Below are 25,072 nucleotides of genomic sequence, written 5' to 3'. Positions count from 1 at the left end.
GGCTAAAACAAAGTTCATTTTAGCCCTTTGTCAACCATCTAAGGCGGATGACCGCCTTTTGTGCTACCATTTAAAGCTTTTCGTTGCGCCTTCTGCACCAAAGTTCAAAATGCTAACTTTGACGTCATATGCAATGTCTACTTCTTGAAATAGTGTATCCCATTCATTACGGTGCTGATCCCAAAAGTCTGGATACTTGATGCGCACCTGCCGATTTAAAAGGATCGGGTCAACGCCAACTTCTTTTTGCATGTGGTGGACAGCTTTTTGAATGCGCTCTTTGATTTTGCGTTCAAAAATGCGCTCAAATCGTTTGATGTATTGCTCATCGTATGAGTTTTCAGGGGGATATTGATCTTCTGATAGTTTTCCGTTTGTTTGTACACTAATTTTAAAGGAAATCTTTCCGTTCTTCAGATAGGGTTCAATCTTTGATTTTGCTTTCTTGATTTCATACGTAATCGGAAAGCCTTTGTAGGTGGCGGGTACGACTCCGCCTGAGATGCGATTCATGACCCAGTTTAAAGATTGGACATCTTTTGCTGGTATGAATCCTATCAGCTTTCGTGTTTTTCCATGGATAATGCCTGCACCATCATAGGTGAGTTCTCCGTTTACGACATCCACACTTTGGACAAGAAAGCTTGTACCCATCTGAAAGTAATCCGACGCTCGGCCAATACGTGTTGGCAGTAAAATCTTCCCGTTAAAGCTCCGGTTTTTTGATGTTTCAAAAATATGCTCGACTGGAACTCTTTGTTGTGATTTTAATTTTTGATTGATGACTTTTGATGCCTCATGGCGTGACACTAAGAGGTAACTGCTTCTTCGAACCTCATCATCTCGTATAAAGTGGTTGAGTGTTCCTTGAATATCATGATGCTCGGCTTGATTTTTGCCAAACAAAAAGATTTTGAGGTGATCACTGTAAATCGGCGGGTCCTTCAAAGCGACATTGCTGACTGCTTCCAGTACATTTTTCCCCTTTGAGACGACATTCACATAGCCAGGGGAATCTGCTTCTTGTGTTCCGCCCATTTTAGGGACAAGGTTTTGATAGGTAAGTTTGACTCCGTTATCATCTTCCTCGTCAATGCCAACACCGCGCACAAACGATAATTTCTCAATATCCTTTAAGTCCCAGCAGCCTGTCGATAAAATCAAAAGACAGCAAGACAGAAAGGTGAGCCATAAACGCCGTCCTTTCATGCAGATCGACCTCCCCATTTTTTACGTATCATGAGCAGAACAGCTGTTAAAAAAGGAATCGCTAACACAACGAATAATGCATAGCCGAGTAAAGTCGAGTAGTAAAAGACTTCATTGATATTTCTCGGAAAAAGAGAGAGAGCTGAGGTCAGCAAAAACAGCAACCATAGCAGTCTCGTTAAATTGGTCGTCTTAAACACCGTTTGACAGCCTTTAATCGCAAATTGGAAAAAGCCCAGCATACAAATAAACTGCTGGCACGTCCAGATCGTCAGTAAGAAAATATCAAAGCGTTCAATGAAGACCCCTTCTAGTTCTAGCGCTTGAATGAGTGAGACAGTGGGCCAGGTGAGTGATTTCGTTTCTCCAACCGTCATTGAACCGATCACAACAAAAAGCGTGAGAGAATACACAAGAGAGGTGATTCCCACCCCGATCGCTGCGGCCCATTTCGCTTTTGGCCATTTGTCCTTATAGACAAGCGGTACGACAAACAAAATGACTTCAAAGCCTGTAAATTGAATAAATGTTTGAGAGAACAAATTACTAAAATCTTTAAAACCGTGATTCATTACCGGGCGTAAGTAATCAAAATCAAATATTTTCAAACTAAACAGCATGAGCCCAATGTAAATGATCATGGTCATCGGATATATATATGTCACCATTTTCACTACCGGAAAAATTCCGCTTTTTAAATGATAGGTGGCCACAAGTAAAAAAATCATCACAATCACGGTCATCGGGGTCGATTGCAGCAGGAAAAATTGAACCACTTCCCCAAGTACACGCGCCTCAAAGCCAACAATGGCTAGTAAATAACCGATCAGCATTAGGTTAAAGATCGTGCCAAAGAATGCACCGGCTCCTTTTGTATTCGATTCAAAAATGGTATCCGGTGCATTCTTCTCCGCAATCCAACCTAGCAAAAAAGCAACGAAAGCAAAGATGACTCCCTGTATCAATACAATGATCCAGCCATCAGGGAATCCTGAATTGGCAGAACTGCGTGGAATGGTTAAAATTCCAGCGCCTATCATTGTAGAACTGCACAGAATGGTGACTTGTAACAATGATAGCTTCTCAGCTCTGTACATCGTTTAATCTCCTTGTCTTTTGAGATTTTTTGTCTTGGCTGTTTTCGGTCTCGATTTAAATAGCCCTATTGGTAAACGAACGTACGTATCTTTTAAATCTGAAAACGGTGAAGACAAAACAGGTGTGAAATAGTCAAAACCAAAGGTCTTGAGCTGCATCAAGTGACAAAGTACAAATAAATAACACATGATGAGGCCGTATAATCCAAACATGGCTGAACTGAAGATCGCCATAAACCGCAGGATGCGTAAGGGAAAGCTGAAATCATATGATGGAGCAGTGAAATCGGCTAGTGCCGTCAGAGACACAATAATGACCATTAAGGCACTGACGATATTGGCTTGGACAGCCGCCTGTCCAATAATGACGCCGCCAATCAGTCCAATCGTCTGCCCAATCGCCCTAGGAAGACGAAGTCCAGCTTCCCGCAGCAGTTCAATCGTAAACGACATCAAAATGGCTTCCACTACAGGAGGAAAGGGCACATTTTGCCGGCTGCCTGCGATGGTCAGTGCCATTCGTGTTGGTAATAAACCAGGATGATAGGAAACAAGGGCGATATAGAGTCCCGGTAAAAAGATCGTCAAAAGCACGGCAATATAACGGAGCAAACGCAAAAGAGTCGCACTTGTCCATCTTTGATAATAATCCTCCGGTGATTGCATCAAGGCAGTGAGAGTCATCGGCATAATGAGGGCAAACGGCGTCCCATCGAGCAAAATAGACACCTTTCCTTCGAGCACAGAGGCAATCACCCGATCAGGACGTTCTGTATTTTGAATCTGTGGAAAAATAGAGACATGACTGTCTTCAATCAACTGTTCAATATAGCCGGACTCAGGAATATCATCCATTTTGATTTGCTTCATACGAGAGAATACATCATCTACTAGTTTGGGGTCTGCGATATCACGAACATACACAAGAGCAGCAGATTTCTTGTTGCGAGTTCCTATGTTTACCTTTTGAATGACAAGGTTCGGATCATTTGCTCTTTCACGAAGCAATGCCGTGTTTTTTTCAAGATTTTCAATAAATCCAATCCGGGGTCCTCTTACAAGGACTTCTGATTGCGGCTCCTCTACTTCTCTAAATTGAAAAAGATTCGTATGGAGCGCAAGCGCTTGAGTGGCCCTATCCACAAATAAAATAGCCCTGCCGCTGTATAACTGCTCGATGGCAAGGTTCATATCTTCCAGCACATCATTTTGAATACCAAAGAACGTTTTAGAAAGGGAAGAAAGTGTGGTGTGGTCGACCTTGGTGATGGTCAGTTCCTTTTGCATAGGTGAAATGATTTGTTTGGAAAGCATCTCAAATTCTGTGAGTCCTTCAACGTACACGAGACATGCAGAGACAGCGGAAGGACCAAATGAAAAAGAGTGGAACACGATATCATCACTTTTGCCGGCAAAGCTTTTGACACGCTGAATGACGGACTCTATATCTTGTTCAATACGACTTTTCATAATACCTCACCCTCATGTCTTTTTTTATAGAGTGACTCGGAAGGAGAAGAATTATGCAAATAGAAAAAAGAGAATCCCCTAAAATAGGAATTCTCTTCACATGTTTATCTCGCCAGCCAGCCGCCATCTACGGCTAAAATATGACCGTTCATATAATCAGAGGCAGGGGAGCTGAGAAAGACGGCGGCACCTGCTAGATCTTCAGGCCGTCCCCAGCGTCCAGCGGGGATTCGTTTCAGAATCTCTTCATTCCGGTTCGCATCGTCACGAATGGCTTGCGTGTTATTGGTTGCAATATAACCAGGTGCGATCGCATTGACCTGAATATGCTGACTTGCCCATTCATTTGCAAAAGCTTTCGTCAAACCTGCGACAGCATGCTTACTTGCTGTATAAGCGGGAACAAAGACACCACCTTGAAATGATAGAAGGGAAGCGATATTGACAATTTTCCCTCGCCCTTTTTTCAGCATCTGCTGTCCGACCTTTTGCGTGAGGAAAAAGAGACTGTTGATATTCACATCCATCACAGTATGCCAGTTTTCCTCTGAATATTGAGCGGCCTCTTCTCTTTTAATGGTCCCAGCATTATTAATCAAAATATCAATTGAATGCTGCTTTAAAAGGGCATCAACATCCCGCTTTGCGGACTGAGGATCTGAAAAGTCTACTTGAATCGCATGAAATGATCTGCCGGTCTGTTCGACAAGTTCTTTTGTTTCATCAAGCGGCGTATGGTGGTAGGTGCCGATGATATCTGCACCTGAACGGGCAAGCGCTACGGCAATCCCTTGCCCAATACCAGTTCCAGGACCTGTGACAAGAGCTGTTTTGCCTTCGAGGGAAAAGAGGGACGCTACATATGATGTCGACGTCATCTCATTACCTCAGCTGGTCCATCGGGACAAAGTCCATATCTTTAAACGTATAGTTTTCTCCCGCCATTGCCCAAATAAATGAATAATTTGCTGTACCTGAGCCTGAATGAATGGACCAGGCAGGTGAGATGACGGCTTCTTCATTTGCCACAACGAGATGTCTCGTTTCAGATGGCTCCCCCATAAAATGAAAGACACGTGCGTCTTCCTCTATATCAAGATATAAGTACACTTCCATCCGCCGGTCATGTATATGAGCAGGCATCGTGTTCCATGTGTTATTGGTTTCAAGCTGAGTGATGCCCATCATAAGCTGGCAGCTTTGGATGCCATCTGCATGAATGACCTGATACAGATTCCGTACGTTCGAGGCGGATGCTTCCCCTAAATGATTCGGTGTTAATTCAGCGATCGCAGCCTTTTGTGTCGGATACGCTCTATGAGCGGTGGCTGACACAAGATAAAATTTGGCCTGCTCACCTGATGAACTAGCAAACTGTACCTGTTCGTGTCCAAGTCCAATATATAAGAAATCTTTATGCTCCAGCATAAATGACTCACCATCGACTGTAACCGTACCTTGGCCGCCGACATTTACAATGCCAATTTCCCGTCTTTCAAGAAAATATTCTGTACGTAAAAAGTCGCCGGCATCTAGCTTGATCGGTTCTGATGTCGGCATAACACCGCCAATCACCACACGGTCCTCATGCGAATAATACAGCTTCAATTCACCACTGACAAAAAGTGTCGGAATATGAAAATGACGACGAAGTTCCTCTGTTGTAAAACGCTTGACCTGCTCAGGATGTACAGCATAACGATTTTCCATTTGAGATAAGCCTCCCTTTCCATCTGAAACATATGATTATTTTATTTGGTATCGGTTTCAAGGAAAATTCTAGAGGAAAAAGAGAGCGGCGTCAACCGTTAATTTGTAATCGCTTTCTTTATTTGTATAAAAGCTTTTTTTCTTCATTTTTATGAAAAAAATCTTCTGATACAGCTGAACTTGTGGTATGCTTTTTTTAAGTTTATTTGAAATCGGTTTCGAAACAAATGAGAAGATCGATCTTGGGAGTTTTTTGTATGAAAGAGAAAAAGCAAACGAAAGTCACCATTAACGAAGTTGCAGCATATGCAGGTGTCTCAAAATCAACGGTATCCAGATACATCAATGGCAGAACAAATGAAATTTCTCCTGAAAAGGTAAAAAAGATTAAAAAAGCCATTGAGGAGCTCCATTACCGTCCGAGTCAGCTTGCCCAAGGATTGAAAGTAAGAAAGAGCAAGGTCATTGGTTTTATTGTGGCTGATATTACGAACCCGTTCTCTGTTACGACACTTCGTGGTGTGGAAGAGATTTGTGATGAATATGGATACAGCATCATGGTGTGCAACACAGATAATCGTCCAGAAAAAGAACGAGAAATGCTTCTGAAGCTGAATGCGCATTATATTGAAGGACTGATCATTAATACCACCGGTCAAAACAATGACATTTTGCAAGACTTTAAGCAAAATGGTGTACCGATTGTTCTTGTTGACCGTAAGTTACCTGAACTCAAGGTCGATACCGTCACAACGAATAACCGTGACATCACGGCTCGTCTACTTCACCAAATGGTTGAAAAAGGCTACGAACATATCGCTTTCTTTACTGAGCCGGTCGATGGGATTAGTCCTCGTGAAGAACGAAAAGAAGCCTATGAACAGACGGCCATGAGTCAACATAAGACACCTATGATTGCAGAAATCAATTTAAAGCAAAAGGAACAAATGCGAGATGAGATTTGTCGTTTTTTACAATCAAACCATCAGAAAAAAGCGATTTTAGCAGGCAATGGATTACTCATGCTGAAGCTCATCAGTGAACTCGTCGATCTTGGGGTGAAGATTCCTGAGGAGATAGGCATTGCCGGATTTGATGATACAGAATGGTATAAGCTGATCGGGCCAGGCATCACTACGGTGGCGCAGCCATCTCATGAGATGGGGAAAGCGGCGATGCAAAAAATCAAGACGCGTCTTGAAGGAGATAAGAGTGCACCCCAGACCATTCAACTTGATGGAGAAATCATTGTGAGAAAATCTTTATAAACGTCAGGCAGAGAAGAGTATACATACGTGCATGCTCTCTCTTTTTCAACTGTTTTGAAACCGGTACCAAGAAAGGGGAGAAATCAGTGAAAGCATTGGATGTGATCACATTTGGGGAATCAATGGCGATGTTTTATGCAAAAGAAATTGGCGAGCTTCACCAAGTGCATACGTTTCAAAAAGCACTTGCTGGTGCAGAGAGTAATGTTGCGGTCGGTTTGGCAAGATTAGGCTTTAGCGTAGGCTGGATGAGCAAGGTCGGGGCGGACTCACTTGGTACATTTATTTTAGAAGAGCTTCAAAAAGAAGGGGTCGATACGAAGGCAGTGCTCCGTTCAAATGATGGGGCCAAAACAGGGATATTGCTGAAATCAAAAGTCATCGATGGAGACCCTGATGTGACGTATTACCGAAAAGGCTCTGCTGCGAGCACATTAAACGCAAGCGATTTCCCGTCCACGTATTTTCATCAGGCAGGACATCTTCATATGACCGGAATCCCGCCTGCTGTGTCTAGTGAAATGAGAGCGTTTTCTTTTCATGCCCTTAAAGAAATGAAGAAAGCAGGAAAAACCATTTCTTTTGACCCGAACCTTAGACTTCAACTATGGGAAGAGGAAGAAGACATGATTCATACGGTGAACCAGATGGCTGCTCAAGTAGATTGGTTTTTTCCAGGGCTTGCAGAAGGTCAAAGACTCACAGGATGTCATGAGCCGGAAGCGATTGCGGATGTTTATTTACAAAAAGGTGTCAAGCTTGTGGTCATTAAACTGGGAGCGGAAGGAGCCTATTTCAAAAGTGCATCCGGCCAAGGTGTAGTGGATGGTTTCCATGTGTCTCATGTCGTGGATACAGTCGGAGCTGGTGATGGATTTGCAGTGGGAGTGATGAGCGGTCTGCTGGACGGATTATCATATGAAAAATCGGTTGCAAGAGGCAATGCCATTGGAGCACTTGCAGTCATGTCCCCAGGAGATCACGAGGGACTGCCGACTCGTGAGGAGCTTCAGGCATTTATAAAAGAAGCCAAACGATATCAAAGGCGACACGATATGAAGGGAGATGAAAGGTATGGGAAAGTCAGCAAGTATGAGCGTTAAAGAGAAGCTCGCAGCTTGTAAACTCATTGCGGTGGTCAGAGCAGGTAGTGAAGCAGACGGGATAGAGATGATTGGTCGTTTAAAGAAAAAAGGGGTGCGGGCCATCGAAGTGACATATACCACGCCCAATGCAGAGCGGATCATTGCATCTTACCAGCATGACGACGACTTGATTGTCGGAGCCGGAACGATTACAACGCTTGAGCAGGCACAATCAGCCATTGAAGCCGGCTCTCAATTCATCGTTAGCCCTGGATATCTTCCTACTATCGGAGAGCACCTATCTTTTCACGATACACTCTACGTGCCAGGTGTTTTGACCCCGAGTGAAATTATGCAGGCAAAAGCAAATGGATACAGCGTGTTAAAGCTTTTTCCGAGCGGCTCCTTCGGTTTGTCCTATATGAAAAATTTGCAAGGTCCGTTTCCAGAGATTGAGTTCATCCCAACAGGAGGCATTCATCCAGTCGATGTGCCAAAGTGGCTTGAAGCAGGAGCCGTGGCAGTAGGTGTCGGCAGCCAGCTTGAAAGCAGTACAGCAGAAGAATTACAGGCTGTTCTTTCTTCCACCATCATGTAGTTCACATAAACAAACAACCGGCTGATGACTGCCGGTTGTTTGTTCGTTTATCTGACATAAAAGATGGGAAGGCGCTTCTTTTCACATAAAATGAGCATAAAGGAGAGGTCGATATGTACATTCAACAAGATGAACTAAAAGATGGTCAAATTGAACAATTGATTCAAGCTCATTTAGAAGAGATGAAAAAACATTCACCACCAGAAAGCATTCATGCCCTTCCGTTAGACGATCTGAAAAAACATGATGTCACAGTATGGAGTGCAAGGGATGGAGAGGTGCTTCTTGGCTGCGTAGCCATCAAGGAGCTATCAAGTGAACATGGTGAACTCAAATCGATGAGGACGGCAGCAGCCCATATGCGAAAAGGGGTGGCGAAGCATCTGTTGACCCACCTTCTCCAAGAGGCGAAGCGGCGGGGGTATAAAAGAGTCAGCCTTGAAACAGGTGCGATTGCTTTCTTTGAACCGGCAAGAAAATTATATGAAAGTTTTGGATTTCAATATTGTCCGCCTTTTGGTTCATACCAAGAAGATCCGAACAGTTTATTTATGACAAAGGAATTATAGAGGTCGAGAGAGTATGCTTTTATAAGCAGCTCTTTTTTTATGCGGCAACAATGGAAGGAGGAGAATGTGAATGAAATGGTCGAAGTTGTTCGGAATGGGCGCATTTCTCACATTTTGTGTCGTATCTGTTCTTTTTTTATCTATATTAGGTCAAGATTTAGTTAAAATTGAAAGCGCTTCCGATGAGGCGGTATCAACTTATCAATATCACTTTGTTCTTGTACCAGAGGAACTTGATAATGAATATTGGCAATTGGTGCAAAAGGGAGCTGCTGATGCGGCGGAAGTTCATCGGGTGTATCTTGAATACCTAGGTCCAAAGCAGGCTGATTTGGATGATCACCTGAAAACCATTGATATGGCAATTGCTGGTCATGTGGATGGCATTATGACGCAAGGGCTTGATGCAAAGAGATACAAACCGCTCTTTCAAAAAGCAAGAGAGAAAGGTATAGATGTCGTCACAGTCGATACCGATGCAGAGGGGAGCAAGCGTCAAGTGTATGTTGGAACAGATAACTATTATTCTGGCTTTATCGCCGGACAGGCACTCATCGCCGATACAAAAGGTGAACAGTATGTGGGCATTGTGACGGGACGGCTTGATGCGATTCACCAGAAGCTTCGCGTGAAGGGGTTTCGAGATGCCGTTTCTGGTGAGAAACGCATTCATATTGCTGGAATAGAAGAGTCGGCGATTACGAAATCAGGTGCTTCCGGTGCTGCGTATAAATTGTTAAATGATCATACGCAGCTCACCGCATTTTATGGAACAAGTGCATTAGACGGTGTCGGCATTATTCAAGCAACAGAGCAATATCATTCATCTAAAGATGTTTATGTGCTCGCATTTGATACTCTGCCTGATACGATTCAAGCGCTGGATGATGGGAAAATTGATGCAGTGGTTGTACAGCACCCTTATGAAATGGGCTATCAAGCGGTTGAATCTCTTGTTCGTTTGCAACAAGGGGATAAACAAGAACCGCTTCAGTACACAGGGACGAGTGTGATTCGGCGAGGAGACCTGCCCCTTCATCAAACAGAAAGACCACAGGGGGTTCAGCCATGAGAAAAATACGAAGTAAATTATTATTGGCATTTTTAATTCTTGTGCTCCTTGGTAATGTGGCCGCTTTTTTTGTGTATTGGAGCAGTTCAAAAATCACATCAGAATATAGCAAGAGCTTTCGTTCCTTTCTCCTGCTGAATGATATTTCGACAGAAGCAAAAACGATGTATGAAAAGGTCAACGCCTTTGCCATCGAAAAGGATCAGGCGTTTGCCAAGGGGTATGCTGAATCAAAACAGAAAATGACATCATATGATCAAACATTACTCAAAGATGCAGGGCTTCATGCCGCCATCCCCTCCATTGAAAAATATCGATATATGATGCGGACGCTCATAAACGAAAGTGATGCGACAATGAATCATGTCAAAGAAGGGAAAATCAAAGAATATGCTGCAAGTGTGAAAGAAGTAAGAACCGTGTCCTCTTATATCCAAGAGCAGACAATGACTCTTTTGGATGATGAATTATCCGAGTATCAAGTACTCTACCAATCCCTTCAAAAAAGACATCAAACGTATGCGCTTTTTACTCTATGTCTGTTTACATTATCGATAGGTATCGCTTTATGGATGGCCTATATCATTGCGGGCGGAATTTCAAGACCGATCGTTCATCTATCACGAAGTGCCAAAGAAGTATCAGAAGGAAATTTTGATGGTCCGAATTTGCATGTGTCATCAAAGGACGAAATCTCTGTGTTAAATCATGCCTTTGAGCGAATGCGGCGAGAGATGAAGGTAATGATTGAAGAGATGAAGCAAAAGGCCGCTTTAGATCAGAAAATTAAAGACATGAAGCTGAAAACACTGCAAAATCAAATGAATCCACATTTTTTATTTAATACATTAAACATCGTTTCACGTATGGCGTACTTAGAATCAGCTGATGCGACATCGAGATTGATACAATCCGTTTCTACGCTGATGCGGTATTCTCTATCTCCTCTCAGCGCATCTGTTACGTTAGAACAAGAAGTGAAAGTGGTAAAAGAATATTTTCATATACAAGAAACAAGATTTTCCGATCGTATTACATGCAAAACGACCATAGATGAGTCGTGTCTATCTGTTCACATTCCGAGCCTCACATTGCAGCCGCTTGTCGAAAATGCCTTTATTCATGGGGTAGAACCAAAAGAGGAGGAGGGGCTTGTAGAGCTCTCTATTGATCGAGATGATGGCTTTGTCATGATTCGGATTCGGGATAATGGACTTGGCATCAGTGATCAAGAGAAAAAGAGATTGCTATCGCAAGAGGAAGAAGATCATCAAGACACACATAGTAAAGGTCACTCGACAGGAATTGGTCTTCGAAATGTGATGTCGAGGCTGCGTTTGTTTTACGGAGTGCAGGATGCCCTTCAAATTGATTCAAAGCCAAACGAAGGGACCACCATTCAATTGACAATACCAATCAAGGAGGAACGAGCATGCTGAACGTGCTGATTGTGGATGATGAAAAAATTGAACGAATGGCGATGCGTAAGTTCATGACCGAATGGCTGCCAGACTGTCATATTGCAGGGGAAGCTGCGAATGGAAAAAATGCGGTGGAATTGGCGCAGTCTAAGTCAATTGACCTTGTGCTCATGGATATTCAGATGCCAGGCATGGATGGACTCACAGCGATCAAACAGATCAAAGTAAGCTGTCCTCATACTAAATTTATTATGCTGACAGCCTACGATACGTTTGATTATGCCAAGCAAGCCATGCAGGAAGGGGTCAAACAATACCTTGTCAAACCAGCTGATAAAGACGAAACCATTACAGCGATTCGTTCTGTTGCGGCAGAAATTCAGCAGGAGGTCTCCCTGCGGCAGGCGGAGAAAGTCAATCAGCAGTCAAAATGGCTGGAAGCTCATGTGGTGAACGGTCAATCTTATTCCTCCACAGCGTTTGAGCGGCTGTTTCAGGATTTTCAAGCAGGTCTAGTGATCGCTGTTCAGCGGACAGGCGGGGATCAACTCCTGAATCATTTGCAGGAGTCTGCTCTTTTTCAAGCAGTGCCTATCAAAGTGAGCGGTGAGCTGTTCACATGCTTGATTTACTGCCGTCAATCACCTGGTCATCTAAAGGCGAATGTACTGCAAGCCATTCGCGCTGCCATGACAAGCGCGCAGCATTCCCCTGTCATTGTTGGCATGGGTCATCCTGTCTCAAATCCACTTCAACTTCAGAAAAGTGCGGCAGAAGCGAAGCTTTCCTATTATCAGCGAAAAAAAGATGACGGTGCGGTTCGTTATGGCTTTTACTATACAGATAGACAATCTTACGTATTGATCAACTTGCCTGAGCTTGCCGATGACATGATGCTGGCACTAGAAGAAGGGAGAAGAGATGATGCTCTTGCTTACTATGATGCCTTCCAATTAGAAGGGGCAACCATTTCTCATGTGAAAGAGCTGCTCATTTTACTCAAATCACGACTTCGTGCAGATGTGCCGATTCTAGCTATCACAACAGAAACAGAATGCCGCCAATGCTGTGAACATTTATTTGATCTGTATGAAGCAAGAACCCAGACGGTGAATGATATGGAACGGGCGAAACGATACATTCAAACACATTTTTGCGAACATATTACGCTGGAGCAAACGGCCGCCTATGTTGATTTAAGCCCGACGTATTTCACCAAACGCTTTAAGGATGAGACAGGTCTGACGTTTAAAGAATATGTGACGACCTGTAGAATGGATAAAGTGAAGAAGCTACTGAAAGAGAGTTCGCTTAGTTTAAAAGAAATCACCTATCAAGCAGGATATACTGATCCGAATTACGTCAGTCGTGTGTTTAAAAAAATGGTTGGCTGTTCACCGAAGGAATATCGAAAACAGGTCGTAAAAAAATGAAGAATTTCATAAAAAAGTGAAGAAGTTTGCCTGAAAAAAGGAAAGGATCTGCCAGTATACTTATTTTGATAACGCTTACAAAATAGGGATGGGGGATCCATGATGAAGTTTAAATTAGGCTTTACTTTATTGGCACTCTGTATGCTGGTCGTCTCTGCTTGCAGTTCATCGACGAACTCAGATGCAAAAAAAGAGGGCGGAGCGGAGAAACTAGAAATTTTCTCTTGGTGGACTGGTGCAGGTGAGGAAGACGGGCTGAAGGCACTCATTCAATTGTTTGAAGAGAAAAATAAAGACATTCCAATTGAAAATGCAGCTGTCGCTGGTGGCGCTGGTACGAATGCAAAGGCTGTTCTAACAAGCCGGATGCAAGGAGATGATCCGCCAGCTACTTTCCAAGTACACGGGGGAGCAGAGCTGAATGAGAGCTGGGTAGCCGCAGGTAAAATGGAGCCGCTGGATGACCTTTATGAGAAAGAAGGCTGGAAGGATAAATTTCCAGAATCACTGATTGACCTTGTGAGCAAAGACGGGAAAATCTATTCCGTTCCAGTGAATATTCATAGAGGCAATGTGCTTTGGTATAACAAAAAAGTATTTGAAGATCAGGGCTTAGAGCCGCCAACGACGTTTGATGAATTTTTCAAAACAGCCGATGCCTTAAAGAAAAAAGGGATTACACCACTTGCGCTGGGGGATAAAGAACCTTGGGCAGCGACTCATTTGTTTGAAAGCGTTCTTCTAGGTGTACTAGGTGCAGATGACTATCAAAAACTTTGGGCGGGCGACTTAAAAATGGATGATGCAAAAGTGAAGGAAGCGGCAGACATCTTTGGACGTATGCTCGAATACGTCAACGACGATCATAGCTCGCGTAACTGGCAGGATGCCTCACAACTCGTGGCAAAAGGGGAAGCTGCAATGAATGTCATGGGCGATTGGGCAAAAGGATATTTTGTGAATGATTTAGATTTGAAGGTGAATAAAGACTTTGGATACGTGGCAACTCCTGGTACGGAGGGTAGCTTTATGGTTATCACGGATACATTCGGACTGCCGAAAGGTGTCAAACAGCCAGAAAACGTGAAAAAATTCTTATCTGTCTTAGGATCTGTGGAAGGACAGGATGCGTTTAATCCGCTGAAAGGGTCCATACCGGCACGTGTGGATGCAGATGTATCAAAATATGATGAATACGGAAAATCAGCAATGAAGGCGTTTAAAGAGTCAAAGCTGGCACCGTCTCTTGCGCATGGCTCAGCTGCTGAAGAAGGTTTTGTCACGAAGGCGAACCAAGCCGTCAATATTTTCGTGACACAAAAAGACAGCAGTCAGTTCGTTTCTTCTTTAAAAGATTCAATGAAATAAAGATGAAAGAGGCGGCCGTTAGGCACCGCCTCTTTTTTAAAAAAAGGAGTGTAGCTTCATGCGCATGGACACATCGCCGATCACAAAAACACCAGCAGCAAAAGTGAAACGTGTTCGGAAAAAATGGAATGGAGACCAGCTGCTTGCCCTGCTATTTTTAGCACCGTCAGCTGTTTTATTATTCATTTTTGTTTATGGATTTATTGGCTGGACAGGATATGTTTCATTATCGAACTGGACCTCGCTTGTTCCTGATTTTTCTTTCGCAGGTATGAAAAATTATGTCATGCTGTTTCAAGATTTTCGCTTTCAGTCAGATCTTCGAAACACGGTCTTTTTTACATTATTCTTTATTGGAGCAGTCATTGCTTCTGGGCTTGTACTGGCCATTTTACTAGACCAGAAGATCAAGGGGGAATCACTTTTTCGGAATCTCTTCTTCTTTCCGATGGCCCTTTCCTTTGTGGTCACAGGTGTTGTGTGGCAATGGATCCTAAATCCATCAACTGGGGTGAATCTGTTTTTAAAAACACTCGGCATCCAGCCCAAGTGGTACACGGATACGAACATTTTAGCTGGATTTGTCTGGGGGAAAATTGAGTTTGGTGTACCGGCAGCAATGATTGCAGTTGTCATCGCTGCTGTGTGGCAGATGACAGGGTTCTCACTTGCGATGTATTTGGCTGGTCTTAGAGGTATTCCAGAGGAAGTGAGAGAGGCTGCTAGAATGGATGGCGCAACCGAGTGGCAAATCTACTGGAAAATCATTTTCCCGCTGTTAAAACCAATCACAGCGAGTGTCGTCATTATCATGGCACATATTTCTTTAAAGATCTTCGATTTGATTTACTCGATGACAGGACCAGGTGCAAACTTTGTCACCGATGTGCCAGGTGTTTATATGTTTGAAATGACCTTTAGAGGAAACCATTATGCAGGTGGTGCCGCCATTGCGATCGTTATGCTGATTTCTGTTGCGGTCTTTATCGTGCCGTATCTCCTGTCTAGTCGGAAGGGGGCTTCATCATGATCGCAAGAGGGTTTGTCCGTCCAGTTCTTTATGCTTTATTAATACTGTGCAGTTTGTTTTTTCTCATGCCTGTTTATGTCATGCTCGTCACAAGCTTAAAGCCATTAGGTGAAGTGACCCTTGAGCGAATGTGGTCGCTCCCATCTACACTAGATTTCTCAAGCTACAAAATCGCTTTTGAAAAGTTATCACCCAATTTAATGAATTCTCTTTATCTAGTCATTCCTGCTACCTTATTGTCAGCTGTATTAGGTGCGATGAATGGCTATGTGCTGTCTAAATGGCGCTTTAAAGGATCAGAAGTGGTGTTTACCTTCATGTTGTTTGGTATGTTTATTCCATATCAAAGTATCCTCATTCCACTTATTCAATTTTTACGTGAAATCGGCTTGTATAACTCCATTCCGGGACTTGTGCTTGTTCATGTCGTATATGGCCTGCCAATCACAACACTCATGTTCCGCAATTTTTATGTAAGCATTCCTGATGAAATGATTGAATCAGCGAAGATGGATGGGGCCGGATTTATCGGGATCTTCAGACATATGATTCTTCCGCTTTCCATCACAGGGTTTGTCGTGGTTGCCATTTGGCAGTTCACAAATGTGTGGAATGAGTTTCTATTTGCGGTCACTATGACCACAGCAGAGAATCAGCCGGTCATGGTTGCACTGCAAAATTTATCAGGCAGTCAAATTGTGCAATGGAATGTTCAAATGGCAGGTGCCATCTTGGCTGCGCTGCCAACACTTTTGGTCTATATTCTACTTGGAAAATACTTTGTGAAAGGGCTTCTTGCAGGCTCTGTCAAAGGGTAAATTGATTTTCTTGTTATCGTTTTCATTTGGTGTACTGAAAGGATTGACTTCTCTTTAGATAGCGTCATAATAAAAGTTGAGACTTGCTAGTTTTCATCATGCTAGGCAAGGATTATCAAAGGGTAGCAAAGGGAGGAGTCATCCTGAATGAAGCAGTCACCAATTTTTTTACTGCCTGAATTGAAGGAGAGAATATGGGGAGGTACAGCCTTAAGGGATCAATTTGGCTATGATATTCCTTCTGATCAAACGGGAGAATGCTGGGCAATTTCTGCTCATCCAAACGGACCAAGTGTCGTGCAAGACGGTCCATATAAAGGGAAAACGCTGATCGAACTATGGGACAATCACAGAGAATTGTTTGGGGGAATTGAAGGCGATCGCTTCCCGCTCTTAACAAAAATTTTAGATGCAAACCAAGATTTATCCGTTCAAGTTCATCCAGATGATGATTATGCGGAAAGACATGAAAATGGCGAGCTTGGAAAAACAGAGTGCTGGTATATCATTGACTGCAAAGAAGGCGCAGAAATGATCTACGGTCATAATGCAAGGACGAGAACTGAGCTTGTGACCATGATGAACAGCGGAGATTGGGAAGGCCTTTTGCGGCGAGTGAAAATTAAGCCGGGCGATTTTTATTATGTGCCAAGCGGTACCATTCATGCGCTATGTGAAGGCACACTGGTTCTTGAAACGCAGCAAAGTTCAGATACGACCTATCGGGTGTATGATTATGAACGAAAAGACCAAAATGGCCATGAACGTGAACTTCACTTCACGCAGGCCATTGATGTCACAACGGTTCCTCATGTAGACGGTTATGCAGATGAATCAGTAGAAACTCGTCCAGGGGTGACCATTAGAACATTTGTAGAAGCAGAATACTTCTCTGTGTATAAATGGGAAATTGATCAAAAAGTAGAGCTATCGCAAGATTATCCGTTTTTGCTGTGCAGCGTTATTAATGGGGAAGGGTCCTTAGAGCATAATGGGCATACATATCCGCTGCCAAAAGGAGCCCATTTTATCCTGCCTGCTGAAACAGGGAACTTCACAATTGAAGGATCTTGTGAACTGATTGTGTCACATATATAAAGAAAAAGACTTTCAAGCATGGAATAGAGCTTGAAAGTCTTTTTTAGTTAATTTAACACTTTATAAAAAGTATCCATTGCTTTTTTATTGTACTCTTTATAATTGAATGGAGCATAAGCAGGATTTGTATGATTACTAAAGTTATTTAGCCCTCCTACAAGTCCATCGACACTGTTATTGACTAAAGCACCATATTTGCCATTCTCTAAAACTGTTCGATTTGCAATAATATCTGTTGCCAAGATATCCATTCCTAACGTCATGGCTTCTAAAAGTACCATTGGCTGGCCTTCATAGTGTGATGATAAAACAAAGCAGTCACACATTTTTAGGACGGTAAATGGATTTTCAACTTGGCCAACTAAAAACACATAGTTTTGCAATTCTAATTCGTCTATTAACTTTAGAAGGTCATTTTTAAGAGGACCATCGCCGAGAATATATAGTCTGCTGTTTGCATTTGTTTCTAAATGTTGTTTAAAAGCAGTAATTAAATTATCTTGCCCTTTTTCTGGAGACAGACGTCCCATATTAACAAAATTATAGTGTTTTTTGGAAGGGTAAGGAACAAATTCATTTCCTATTTCAAACCCTCGAACTTCAAGAATTTCAATCGCTTTTTTATCTACCCAGCCTACTTTTTCGTTATTAAACACTATGGAACAGTAAGTTGATATAGGTGTGGTAATTTCTTCTGTAATATCAACTTCTTTTTGATTGTAAAGATAAAAATCTTTCAAGACTTTAAACCTAGTATCTTCGTTCGTTTTGCTATAAATTTTAAATTCGTTCAAATGAAGAGAAGCAGAGTAGCTCACTTCTTTACGATTTAAAATAGTTTGATGATCTAATGTTTTAAACGCTTTTACATGTAACCATCCAATCACTTTTTTATCTAAAGAGAATTGGTAATATGTCGCTTCTTTTGTTTTATGGCTCTTGTGTACAGTCACAATAGCACCTTTATATAACTCAGCGCTGCAAACTTCTTCATATCCGAAATTTGGATATGCTTTTGTCCATATTGTATGATTCTCTGTATGGACAATTTTCATTTTTTTATTTATATTTCTTTCTAAAAGTGTTCTATTAGGCAATGAGCGAATAAACTCTGCATGTTCGTGGTAATTTTTGTTCAATAATGTTTGTATTTCTTTTTCCATCATGACTTGCTTTTCCTCAGATTGAACACTATTTACTTCATAATTCTTCAGTATTTTTAGTGCAGATGAGTCTATCCAGCCTATTAGTTGTTTGTTGATATAGAATCTGCAGTAGAGTGAACGTTCAGTTCTAGCTTCTCGGTCTATCTCTACCATAATATTCTTATAGGGGTGACTCGAAGAAACCTTTTTAATTCCCCTCGTTTTAAAGGGTTTCGTCCAAATATCATTATGTTTAGGGTTGGTGATTAATGCTAATTTATGAACTTCTTCTTCACATATAATACTATCTGGAAGAAGTTTAAAAGCATCTTTATTTAGCCATCCCACAACATGATCTTCATAAGAGAACTTATATAAAACTTCGTTTTGTTTTGTTACAGCTTTTCTTGTAATCATCACTACATTGTTTTCAAACTCTTTGCTTGAAAAAGTGGACAGGTTATCTTCTACTAACGTAGTGAAGATTTTATCATGTTTGCTGCTTAGAATTTTTGCTCTTGATTTAAAAGGTTTATTCGATTGGATAAGGCTTGATGTGTTTTGGTCACCAGATTGTAATTCTATTCCTAATATTTTGTCTGGATTGATTGAGTTCATCACATAATCAAACTTACTTTCATCTGCATAGTGAGATAAATTTTGTTTGTTCAATTCCATTGTGCCTTTAGAAACACTGACCAATTTATCAAATTTATGATATATGGTGAATAAACCTCTCAAATTTATTTTATGAGGCTTCTTACCATTGATCGTTCTTTCGCTATCAGAGAGAAGATCATTATGCATAAAACATATTTTTGTTTTAGCATCTGCAGAAACGAGATATTTAGCCCAATATAAACTATATCCGCTAAAATCAATGACATGGTCAAAAGTGGATTTTCCGAAAAGGCGACTAAATTCTCTGGAATAAGCATCTTGTGGATAGAGCTTTTCCCCGAATTTACTGGTTACTCCACGATTATGAATGAATTTATCTTTATAAACTTCTTGTAAAGTGTAGACAGGTAGGCCTGGCTTGAAAATAAACCTGACATTTTTATTGACTTTTGCAATATTATTTAATACCTCTTTGGAGTTTGGTGTGCTCATATAGCAACTAACATCATATTTATGATAATCAATATTTTGTGTTAAATTAATGAAAGAGGAAGTGATACCATTATTTTTCATTCCCCCAGGGTAAATCAATATCTTTTCTTTCTTTTCATGAAGAGCATTGATGAAACGGATGTCTTCCGTTTCATTGTTGAAAATAGATTTAACAACTCTCTCAGTCACTTTACCATCGTCATGTTTTGTGAAGTCATGTTTAAATTGATCATACTGACGTTTAAATTGTGAATTTATGTCTTCTATATGAGCAATCGAATCTGCCAAATTTTTAATGTTATAAAGGCGGGGACCAGGAAGGTCTTTAAGATTAAAATACATGCCTCGCTCTTCATTATATTCATCTGCATCCCACATATAAAAAAGAACGGGTTTATTTGTAACTAGAAAATCAAAAAATATACTTGAATAGTCAGTAATCAATAAATCGGTCGCACTTAGCAGCATATTTGTATCGATAAAGTCTGGTATCAGCCGACCTTGTAATTCTGCTGATTGACTGGCTTGGTGATACAGAAATGGATGAAGCTTAAGAAGGATATTATATTCTTGACTAAAGCGTTCATGTAAGTAATTCAGGTCAGAAGTGATCTGAGTTAAATTGTTTTTAACTTTACCTACACTTGTCCCTTTCCAAGTAGGTGCATATACAATGGTTTTTTTGTCTAAAGAAAGGTCTACTCCAAAAGAGTGAAGATCTTTTTTAAATTCAAGGGAATCAGTATTCAACGTTAAATCAATTCTTGGATACCCTTCTTCTATAATTTTTCCCGAGAAAAGATGTTTCAACTTATAGCTATTTATAAACATACTTGTTGTATGTTCATTTGGGCTAATGAGATAATCTGAGCTCAAAAAATTTCTCAATACATTCTGAGAATGTGCAGGGTTTCCTGGAATATCAAAGCCCATATATTTCAATGGTGTGCCATGCCATGTATTGATATAGACTTGTTCCTTTTTACATATAAAAAATGGTTGAAAAGTAGAGTTGTTTATTAAATATTTTGCAGTTGCTAAGTATTTCAAATAATCTTTAGAATTTCGCTTTACAAAAATGATGTTTTTATAATCGGTATACTTATCTAAAATTGGTTTTAATATTTCAAAATCATCAATTGACCAAATATGTGTATAGTCTTTGAAATGAGGCTGATGTAACAAATATTCAAAAATGGCTAATGGGCTATCGGTCATACTTTTTCCGTCTCTAGATTCATATAGTACGGTTTTTTCAACAACATCAAAACGTTGATAATAGTATGCATATAAATTGTTTCTTTGGTGTCTTTTATCCTTTATAAAATTCATTAAAGGGTCTTTCAAAAATTTTATTTTTCGTTTTAATATTTTTTTCTGACGTTTAAAAATTTTCTTGTTCATCATTATGACTCCTTTGGAGATTACTATTGAAAAAGTCAAGAAATTCGTTGTGATATAAAATACAAGTGAATTTGAAATTTCTATAAATTCTAATGATGCTAAATGATACTAAATGATACCATACCTTTAAAGGGAAATTAAGAAATCACTATATCTTTAAAGTAAATTTAAGATGATGTATTGAGGTGAAAGTCCCCCAAAAATGTCACTTTTCATAGGTGAATTTAAATATATTAAGCTTATTTTGTTAAAAAAGTCTGGTGTTTTTGTCGATAAAGAGATTAGTAGACTATTATGCAAAGTTAAGAGAGGGACAGGGACCGTGAAAAAAACCATCAAGATTATGTTACTCGCAGCTGCCTTTGGTATGACATTACACACAGGCAAAGAAGTGCAAGCAGCCTCCTATGTCGATCAATCCATTTATACGATTAGCACCTCAAAAGTATTTACAACAGAAGCAGAAGTGAAAAAAGCGGTTGACACGTTGAAAAAGGATAAGAAATGGACAGCCACTTATCAAACGTCAGGAAATACATCGACCTATCAGCTAACTGCCTCAGGATATGACTCACAAGTAGCAGCTAATGCAAGTGCCGCTGCATTAAAAAAAGAGTTAGGCATGAGCGGTACGGTGTCTCCAGTAGGTGACCGCCTTCCTTTACAGAAAATCGTATCTGATCCAATCAACGATGAAAGTCAGGCGAAAAAACTGACGCTCGAGCTGACGAAAACATCAGGACTCAATAGCACGTATGAAGCTATCAATCAAAGCAGACCATCTTATCAGGTCATTTCAGGAGCCATTGATTCTGAAACGAAAGTCAAAAATATTCAAACCGAACTACAAAAACAGGCTGGAGTCACTAGTACATATCAAACCGAAAACAAAGCTGGCACCGTGTATCAGCTGATCTCAGGCAATATGGTCGGACAGAGTAAGGCAAATACCATCCTGCAAGGTTTTCAAAAGGAATCTGGTTTAAAAGCAGTACTCCAAACGGTAGCAGCAGGCAAACCGTATTACATCGTCACATCTGCTGCACAAACGAATCAGTCTAAAGCGCAAACCCTTCTGACCCAGCTGCAAAAAGAAGCGAAAATCAGCGGAAAGATTCAGAAGGCTGGAGCTGTTAAAAATGTATATAGCATGGAATCAGGCTATTTCAAAGACAATAAGCAAGCAGCCTCAGCGGCGGCTCAGATTAAGAAACAAGCTGGTGCGTCGGGGACTGTGCAGCGAGTAGGAAAAACGAAAAATTATATCGTAAAGCTCAATAAATTAAATGACACAACTTACGCAAAAACAGTTGCCTTTTTCAAGAAAAAGAAATGGCGCTATACGTCTAAAAAGATCTCCTCTACACAGCCATATCAAGTAGTGACTGGGAATCTTTTGGGCGATGATCAAGCGAAAAAAGCAACGGCATTTTTCCAAAAGAAAAAAGTATCCGCCACAACGAAAAAAACAGGCAAAGCATCTGACAGCACGTATCGACTTGTTGTGAATCAAGCAACGGATCAGACAAAAGTAAATAAAGGTGCTGCATACTTAAAAGCACAAAAGGTGACAAGCAGCATCACAACAGGCAAGGGACAAGCCGTCAGTAAAGCATACAGCCTAATGACAACCCCTGTATATGATCAAAGCAAAGTAAAGCAAGCGCAAGAGATCATCAAGAAAAATGGAGTTGCCAGCAGTACAAAAACATTAACAGAAGCTGTTAAGCAATACCGTATTACGACAGAGGCGACTGTGAATCAGACAAAACTGAATCAAGCCTTAAGTTATTTAACCAAACAAAAAATGAAAGCAGCCGCTCAAAAAACGGGAGCAACTGATTATGGTCAATATCAGATCAAAACAGGGGTCATTTCGACTGCTGCCTTAAGAGACCAAGGCATGACATTCTTCAAAAAGCGAAATGAACCAGCTGCTTATACAACAACGACAAAACCGGTATATAAAATCAACATCACACAGCAGTTTACAGGGTTACCAAATGCGAATGCGGCCATTGCTTTTGTGAAAAGCCAATACGGCTGGACAGCCACAGCGACAAAAATCAAAAACGGTCCAATGGTGATGCAGACGAATTATAACCTCACAGTCAATGAGATGGTAAACAAACAAATGAAGGTGTCACCGCAGACAGATGGTGCAGCCTATGTCTATGCGACATATGTAGACCCAGCGACGTCCACAGTGAATACAGACGGGCTAAATGTACGTTCTACACCTGATTCAAGTTCGGCTAGCAACATCGTCGCACAGCTGAACAAAGGGACAAAAGTGAAGCAGCTTGGAAAAGAAGGCAACTGGATCAAGATCAGCCTCGGCTGGAGAAATGCGAGTTCAGCAGAAGTATTAAAATATGTAGACCCAGCGAATATCGCGGAGGGCACTCAATCTTATTTTCAATTTCTCAAACTCTCTGAAGCTGCAAATCTCAATCCGACTGAAGTGAATACGAAGATTTTAGCAGGCAAAGGGATTCTTGCCGGAAAAGGACAAGCCTTTATCACAGCAGCAAAAACGTATCATATTAACGAAATCTATCTCATTTCACATGCATTGCTGGAAACAGGCAACGGCAGTTCCATTTTAGCGAACGGTACGAAGTTTAATGATAGAATCGTGTACAACATGTATGGCATTGGTGCATATGACAGTAACCCGAATTACCTCGGTGCAAAGTATGCGTATGAACAGCAATGGTTCACACCAGAGGCAGCCATTATTGGCGGGGCAAAATTCATTGGCAACAGCTACATCAATAACGCCACATACAAACAAGATACCATTTACAAAATGCGGTGGTCTGCGACAGCGACTCACCAATATGCAACAGATATTGGCTGGGCTTCTAAACAGGTCACTCGTATGTATAGTTTGTATAACTTACTTGATAACTATACGCTGTATTATGATATCCCCGTGTATAACAAATAAAAAAACGTCCGTGCTTCTTAATGAGAAGCCGGACGTTTTTTGTGTAAGAGCTGATGTTCAATAAAGGAAAGAAGCTGTAGACTTGATTCTCCTTTTGAATATTGGTTCCATTCCTCAGCAAAGGTTTTCAATAAGTCTTGATTGGCTGATTCGTTTAGCTGCTTAAGCTCCGTTAAGAGCATAGCTTGAGTGACACAAGCCTTTCCTGGAATGATGTCTTCATAACGTTCGACTAAGCCGCGTTTTGTGCGATAAGTCTCTAGATCGTAAGTGAAGAACAACACAGGCTTTTGGAGCAGCGCATATTCAAACACAATAGACGAATAATCTGTAATCAGGACATCGCATACAGAGAGCAATGGAAAGAGCGGCTGATCGGACACATCAAAGATCCACTCACCATCTGTTTCTGCTTTGGCTAAATGTTTCACCGCAGGATGAAGTTTGACGAGCAGAATATAGTCGCCATTCAGCTCACTCTGCAATTGTTCTTTAGAAAAAGGTAAGACAAGACCGTCCATTGCAAAGTCCCGGTAGGTCGGCGCATACAGCAGCATTTTTTTGCCTTTTGGAAAAATATCCGTCTGAAAGGAAATAGGGCGCTCATCATAGTACGCATCTGTGAAGGGTACACCTGTTGGCAAAAAACGATCGTCGTTGACGCCAAATGAAGTTTTGAAAATCTCGCGCATGTGATCTGAGCCAGTAACGATATAATCGAAAGACGCATAGACCCGCTTGAAACGCTGCAGATCACGAGAACTACGGTGATGATTTGAAGCGTCTTCAAGACCGAACTTTTTCAAAGCACCATTGGCGTGCCACACTTGAATACAAGTGGTAGAAGGTCTATTTCTTAGCACACTTGTCATCAGAAAATAATTATCTGTGACGACAACTTTGCTTTTTAGCATCGTATAGATACATTGAATGAGATGAAAGGGATTTTTTTCATGAAAATAGCGAAATGACACATGAGGCACGTCCTTTTCTATCACGGAAGCATGCTTCGTATAGAGGACAGTGAGCTTCATTGTCATATTCGCCTGTTGTTGATAAGTATCGATGAGAGCAGCTGCATTCTCTTGGAATGAAACAAGCAGCGTCACCTGATTGTCACGAGGTTTCACGCCGCTCATGAGCCATCCAGCAAAAGAAACAAAAGCTGCATAGCATGAGATGATCATTGAGTGTATATTCATCATGTATCA

19 protein-coding genes are annotated in these 25,072 nt (G+C 41.2%); 12 read left to right on the top strand and 7 right to left on the bottom strand.

The features are described from left to right. Positions 1–63 precede the first annotated feature (63 nt). The 5 genes from KVT11_RS07890 to kduI all read right to left on the bottom strand — a co-directional run bounded on the left by KVT11_RS07890 (position 64) and on the right by kduI (position 5,486). Positions 64–1,209, bottom strand: a complete 1,146-nt coding sequence (locus tag KVT11_RS07890) for a Ger(x)C family spore germination protein (RefSeq protein WP_116306345.1) — start codon at positions 1,207–1,209, stop codon at positions 64–66. Continuing rightward, positions 1,206–2,306 (bottom strand): GerAB/ArcD/ProY family transporter, encoded by a 1,101-nt coding sequence (locus KVT11_RS07885; protein WP_079919212.1) that lies wholly within the window; start codon positions 2,304–2,306, stop codon positions 1,206–1,208. Before KVT11_RS07885 ends, KVT11_RS07890 begins: the two co-directional genes overlap by 4 nt. A gap of 3 nt (positions 2,307–2,309) precedes the next feature. Further along, positions 2,310–3,776, bottom strand: coding sequence for a spore germination protein (locus KVT11_RS07880; RefSeq protein ID WP_017359996.1), 1,467 nt, complete (start codon positions 3,774–3,776; stop codon positions 2,310–2,312). Positions 3,777–3,880: 104 nt separating this feature from the next. After that, positions 3,881–4,654, bottom strand: coding sequence for a 2-dehydro-3-deoxy-D-gluconate 5-dehydrogenase KduD (kduD, locus tag KVT11_RS07875; protein WP_017368170.1), 774 nt, complete (start codon positions 4,652–4,654; stop codon positions 3,881–3,883). Positions 4,655–4,658: 4 nt separating this feature from the next. Continuing rightward, positions 4,659–5,486: a 5-dehydro-4-deoxy-D-glucuronate isomerase gene (gene kduI, locus KVT11_RS07870; RefSeq protein ID WP_065461193.1), complete on the bottom strand. Its 828-nt coding sequence runs from the start codon at positions 5,484–5,486 to the stop codon at positions 4,659–4,661. Between the two features lie 257 nt (positions 5,487–5,743). Here kduI and KVT11_RS07865 point away from each other — a divergent pair, with 257 nt between their 5' ends. The 11 genes from KVT11_RS07865 to manA all read left to right on the top strand — a co-directional run bounded on the left by KVT11_RS07865 (position 5,744) and on the right by manA (position 17,246). Continuing rightward, complete coding sequence (locus KVT11_RS07865) at positions 5,744–6,754, top strand: LacI family DNA-binding transcriptional regulator (RefSeq protein ID WP_210552227.1); 1,011 nt, start codon at positions 5,744–5,746, stop codon at positions 6,752–6,754. Between the two features lie 86 nt (positions 6,755–6,840). Further along, positions 6,841–7,857 carry a sugar kinase gene (locus tag KVT11_RS07860; protein WP_116306339.1) on the top strand — a complete coding sequence of 339 codons (1,017 nt, stop codon included), beginning with the start codon at positions 6,841–6,843 and terminating at the stop codon, positions 7,855–7,857. Beyond that, on the top strand, positions 7,829–8,437 hold the full coding sequence (locus tag KVT11_RS07855) for a bifunctional 4-hydroxy-2-oxoglutarate aldolase/2-dehydro-3-deoxy-phosphogluconate aldolase (RefSeq protein WP_116306337.1): 609 nt from the start codon (positions 7,829–7,831) through the stop codon (positions 8,435–8,437). Before KVT11_RS07860 ends, KVT11_RS07855 begins: the two co-directional genes overlap by 29 nt. Positions 8,438–8,550: 113 nt before the next feature. Further along, entirely contained in the window at positions 8,551–9,006 is a 456-nt protein-coding gene (locus KVT11_RS07850) for a GNAT family N-acetyltransferase (RefSeq protein WP_116306335.1), read from the top strand. A 70-nt stretch (positions 9,007–9,076) separates the two neighbouring features. Then, complete coding sequence (locus tag KVT11_RS07845) at positions 9,077–10,078, top strand: sugar-binding protein (RefSeq protein ID WP_116306333.1); 1,002 nt, start codon at positions 9,077–9,079, stop codon at positions 10,076–10,078. Continuing rightward, positions 10,075–11,517 carry a sensor histidine kinase gene (locus KVT11_RS07840; RefSeq protein WP_116306331.1) on the top strand — a complete coding sequence of 481 codons (1,443 nt, stop codon included), beginning with the start codon at positions 10,075–10,077 and terminating at the stop codon, positions 11,515–11,517. Before KVT11_RS07845 ends, KVT11_RS07840 begins: the two co-directional genes overlap by 4 nt. After that, positions 11,511–12,932 (top strand): response regulator transcription factor, encoded by a 1,422-nt coding sequence (locus KVT11_RS07835; RefSeq protein WP_116306329.1) that lies wholly within the window; start codon positions 11,511–11,513, stop codon positions 12,930–12,932. The genes KVT11_RS07840 and KVT11_RS07835 overlap by 7 nt, the downstream gene beginning before the upstream one ends. Positions 12,933–13,031: 99 nt before the next feature. Beyond that, positions 13,032–14,300: an ABC transporter substrate-binding protein gene (locus KVT11_RS07830; RefSeq protein ID WP_035389707.1), complete on the top strand. Its 1,269-nt coding sequence runs from the start codon at positions 13,032–13,034 to the stop codon at positions 14,298–14,300. A 58-nt stretch (positions 14,301–14,358) separates the two neighbouring features. After that, a complete protein-coding gene (locus KVT11_RS07825; RefSeq protein ID WP_024719268.1) occupies positions 14,359–15,330 on the top strand; it encodes a carbohydrate ABC transporter permease in 972 nt (323 codons plus the stop codon). Further along, positions 15,327–16,148, top strand: a complete 822-nt coding sequence (locus tag KVT11_RS07820) for a carbohydrate ABC transporter permease (RefSeq protein WP_007499907.1) — start codon at positions 15,327–15,329, stop codon at positions 16,146–16,148. The genes KVT11_RS07825 and KVT11_RS07820 overlap by 4 nt, the downstream gene beginning before the upstream one ends. A gap of 147 nt (positions 16,149–16,295) precedes the next feature. Beyond that, positions 16,296–17,246 (top strand): mannose-6-phosphate isomerase, class I, encoded by a 951-nt coding sequence (manA, locus tag KVT11_RS07815; RefSeq protein WP_007499909.1) that lies wholly within the window; start codon positions 16,296–16,298, stop codon positions 17,244–17,246. A 47-nt stretch (positions 17,247–17,293) separates the two neighbouring features. On the opposite strand, the gene KVT11_RS07810 is transcribed toward manA, so the two are convergent. After that, positions 17,294–20,908, bottom strand: coding sequence for a CDP-glycerol glycerophosphotransferase family protein (locus KVT11_RS07810; RefSeq protein WP_057078970.1), 3,615 nt, complete (start codon positions 20,906–20,908; stop codon positions 17,294–17,296). Between the two features lie 322 nt (positions 20,909–21,230). On the opposite strand from KVT11_RS07810, the gene KVT11_RS07805 reads away from it, so the two are divergent. After that, complete coding sequence (locus KVT11_RS07805) at positions 21,231–23,861, top strand: N-acetylglucosaminidase (RefSeq protein ID WP_210552226.1); 2,631 nt, start codon at positions 21,231–21,233, stop codon at positions 23,859–23,861. A 17-nt stretch (positions 23,862–23,878) separates the two neighbouring features. On the opposite strand, the gene KVT11_RS07800 is transcribed toward KVT11_RS07805, so the two are convergent. Then, on the bottom strand, positions 23,879–25,066 hold the full coding sequence (locus KVT11_RS07800) for a CDP-glycerol glycerophosphotransferase family protein (RefSeq protein WP_116306327.1): 1,188 nt from the start codon (positions 25,064–25,066) through the stop codon (positions 23,879–23,881). Positions 25,067–25,072 lie beyond the last annotated feature (6 nt).

The sequence above is a fragment of the Bacillus sp. GbtcB10 genome (assembly GCF_019091365.1).
GTDB classification, from domain to species: domain Bacteria; phylum Bacillota; class Bacilli; order Bacillales; family Bacillaceae; genus Bacillus; species Bacillus altitudinis.
This window is presented reverse-complemented; position numbering and strand designations above follow the sequence as displayed.

Bases quoted from the DNA above. Each gene is read 5' to 3' on its own strand.
- kduI (WP_065461193.1), bottom strand. From the start codon at position 5,486: ATGGAAAATCGTTATGCTGTACATCCTGAGCAGGTCAAGCGTTTTACA.
- KVT11_RS07810 (WP_057078970.1), bottom strand. From the start codon at position 20,908: ATGAACAAGAAAATTTTTAAACGTCAGAAAAAAATATTAAAACGAAAA.
- KVT11_RS07820 (WP_007499907.1), top strand. From the start codon at position 15,327: ATGATCGCAAGAGGGTTTGTCCGTCCAGTTCTTTATGCTTTATTAATA.
- KVT11_RS07850 (WP_116306335.1), top strand. From the start codon at position 8,551: ATGTACATTCAACAAGATGAACTAAAAGATGGTCAAATTGAACAATTG.
- KVT11_RS07800 (WP_116306327.1), bottom strand. From the start codon at position 25,066: ATGATGAATATACACTCAATGATCATCTCATGCTATGCAGCTTTTGTT.
- KVT11_RS07845 (WP_116306333.1), top strand. From the start codon at position 9,077: ATGAAATGGTCGAAGTTGTTCGGAATGGGCGCATTTCTCACATTTTGT.
- manA (WP_007499909.1), top strand. From the start codon at position 16,296: ATGAAGCAGTCACCAATTTTTTTACTGCCTGAATTGAAGGAGAGAATA.
- KVT11_RS07855 (WP_116306337.1), top strand. From the start codon at position 7,829: ATGGGAAAGTCAGCAAGTATGAGCGTTAAAGAGAAGCTCGCAGCTTGT.
- KVT11_RS07835 (WP_116306329.1), top strand. From the start codon at position 11,511: ATGCTGAACGTGCTGATTGTGGATGATGAAAAAATTGAACGAATGGCG.
- KVT11_RS07885 (WP_079919212.1), bottom strand. From the start codon at position 2,306: ATGTACAGAGCTGAGAAGCTATCATTGTTACAAGTCACCATTCTGTGC.
- KVT11_RS07890 (WP_116306345.1), bottom strand. From the start codon at position 1,209: ATGAAAGGACGGCGTTTATGGCTCACCTTTCTGTCTTGCTGTCTTTTG.
- KVT11_RS07840 (WP_116306331.1), top strand. From the start codon at position 10,075: ATGAGAAAAATACGAAGTAAATTATTATTGGCATTTTTAATTCTTGTG.
- KVT11_RS07865 (WP_210552227.1), top strand. From the start codon at position 5,744: ATGAAAGAGAAAAAGCAAACGAAAGTCACCATTAACGAAGTTGCAGCA.
- KVT11_RS07880 (WP_017359996.1), bottom strand. From the start codon at position 3,776: ATGAAAAGTCGTATTGAACAAGATATAGAGTCCGTCATTCAGCGTGTC.
- KVT11_RS07830 (WP_035389707.1), top strand. From the start codon at position 13,032: ATGATGAAGTTTAAATTAGGCTTTACTTTATTGGCACTCTGTATGCTG.
- kduD (WP_017368170.1), bottom strand. From the start codon at position 4,654: ATGACGTCGACATCATATGTAGCGTCCCTCTTTTCCCTCGAAGGCAAA.
- KVT11_RS07825 (WP_024719268.1), top strand. From the start codon at position 14,359: ATGCGCATGGACACATCGCCGATCACAAAAACACCAGCAGCAAAAGTG.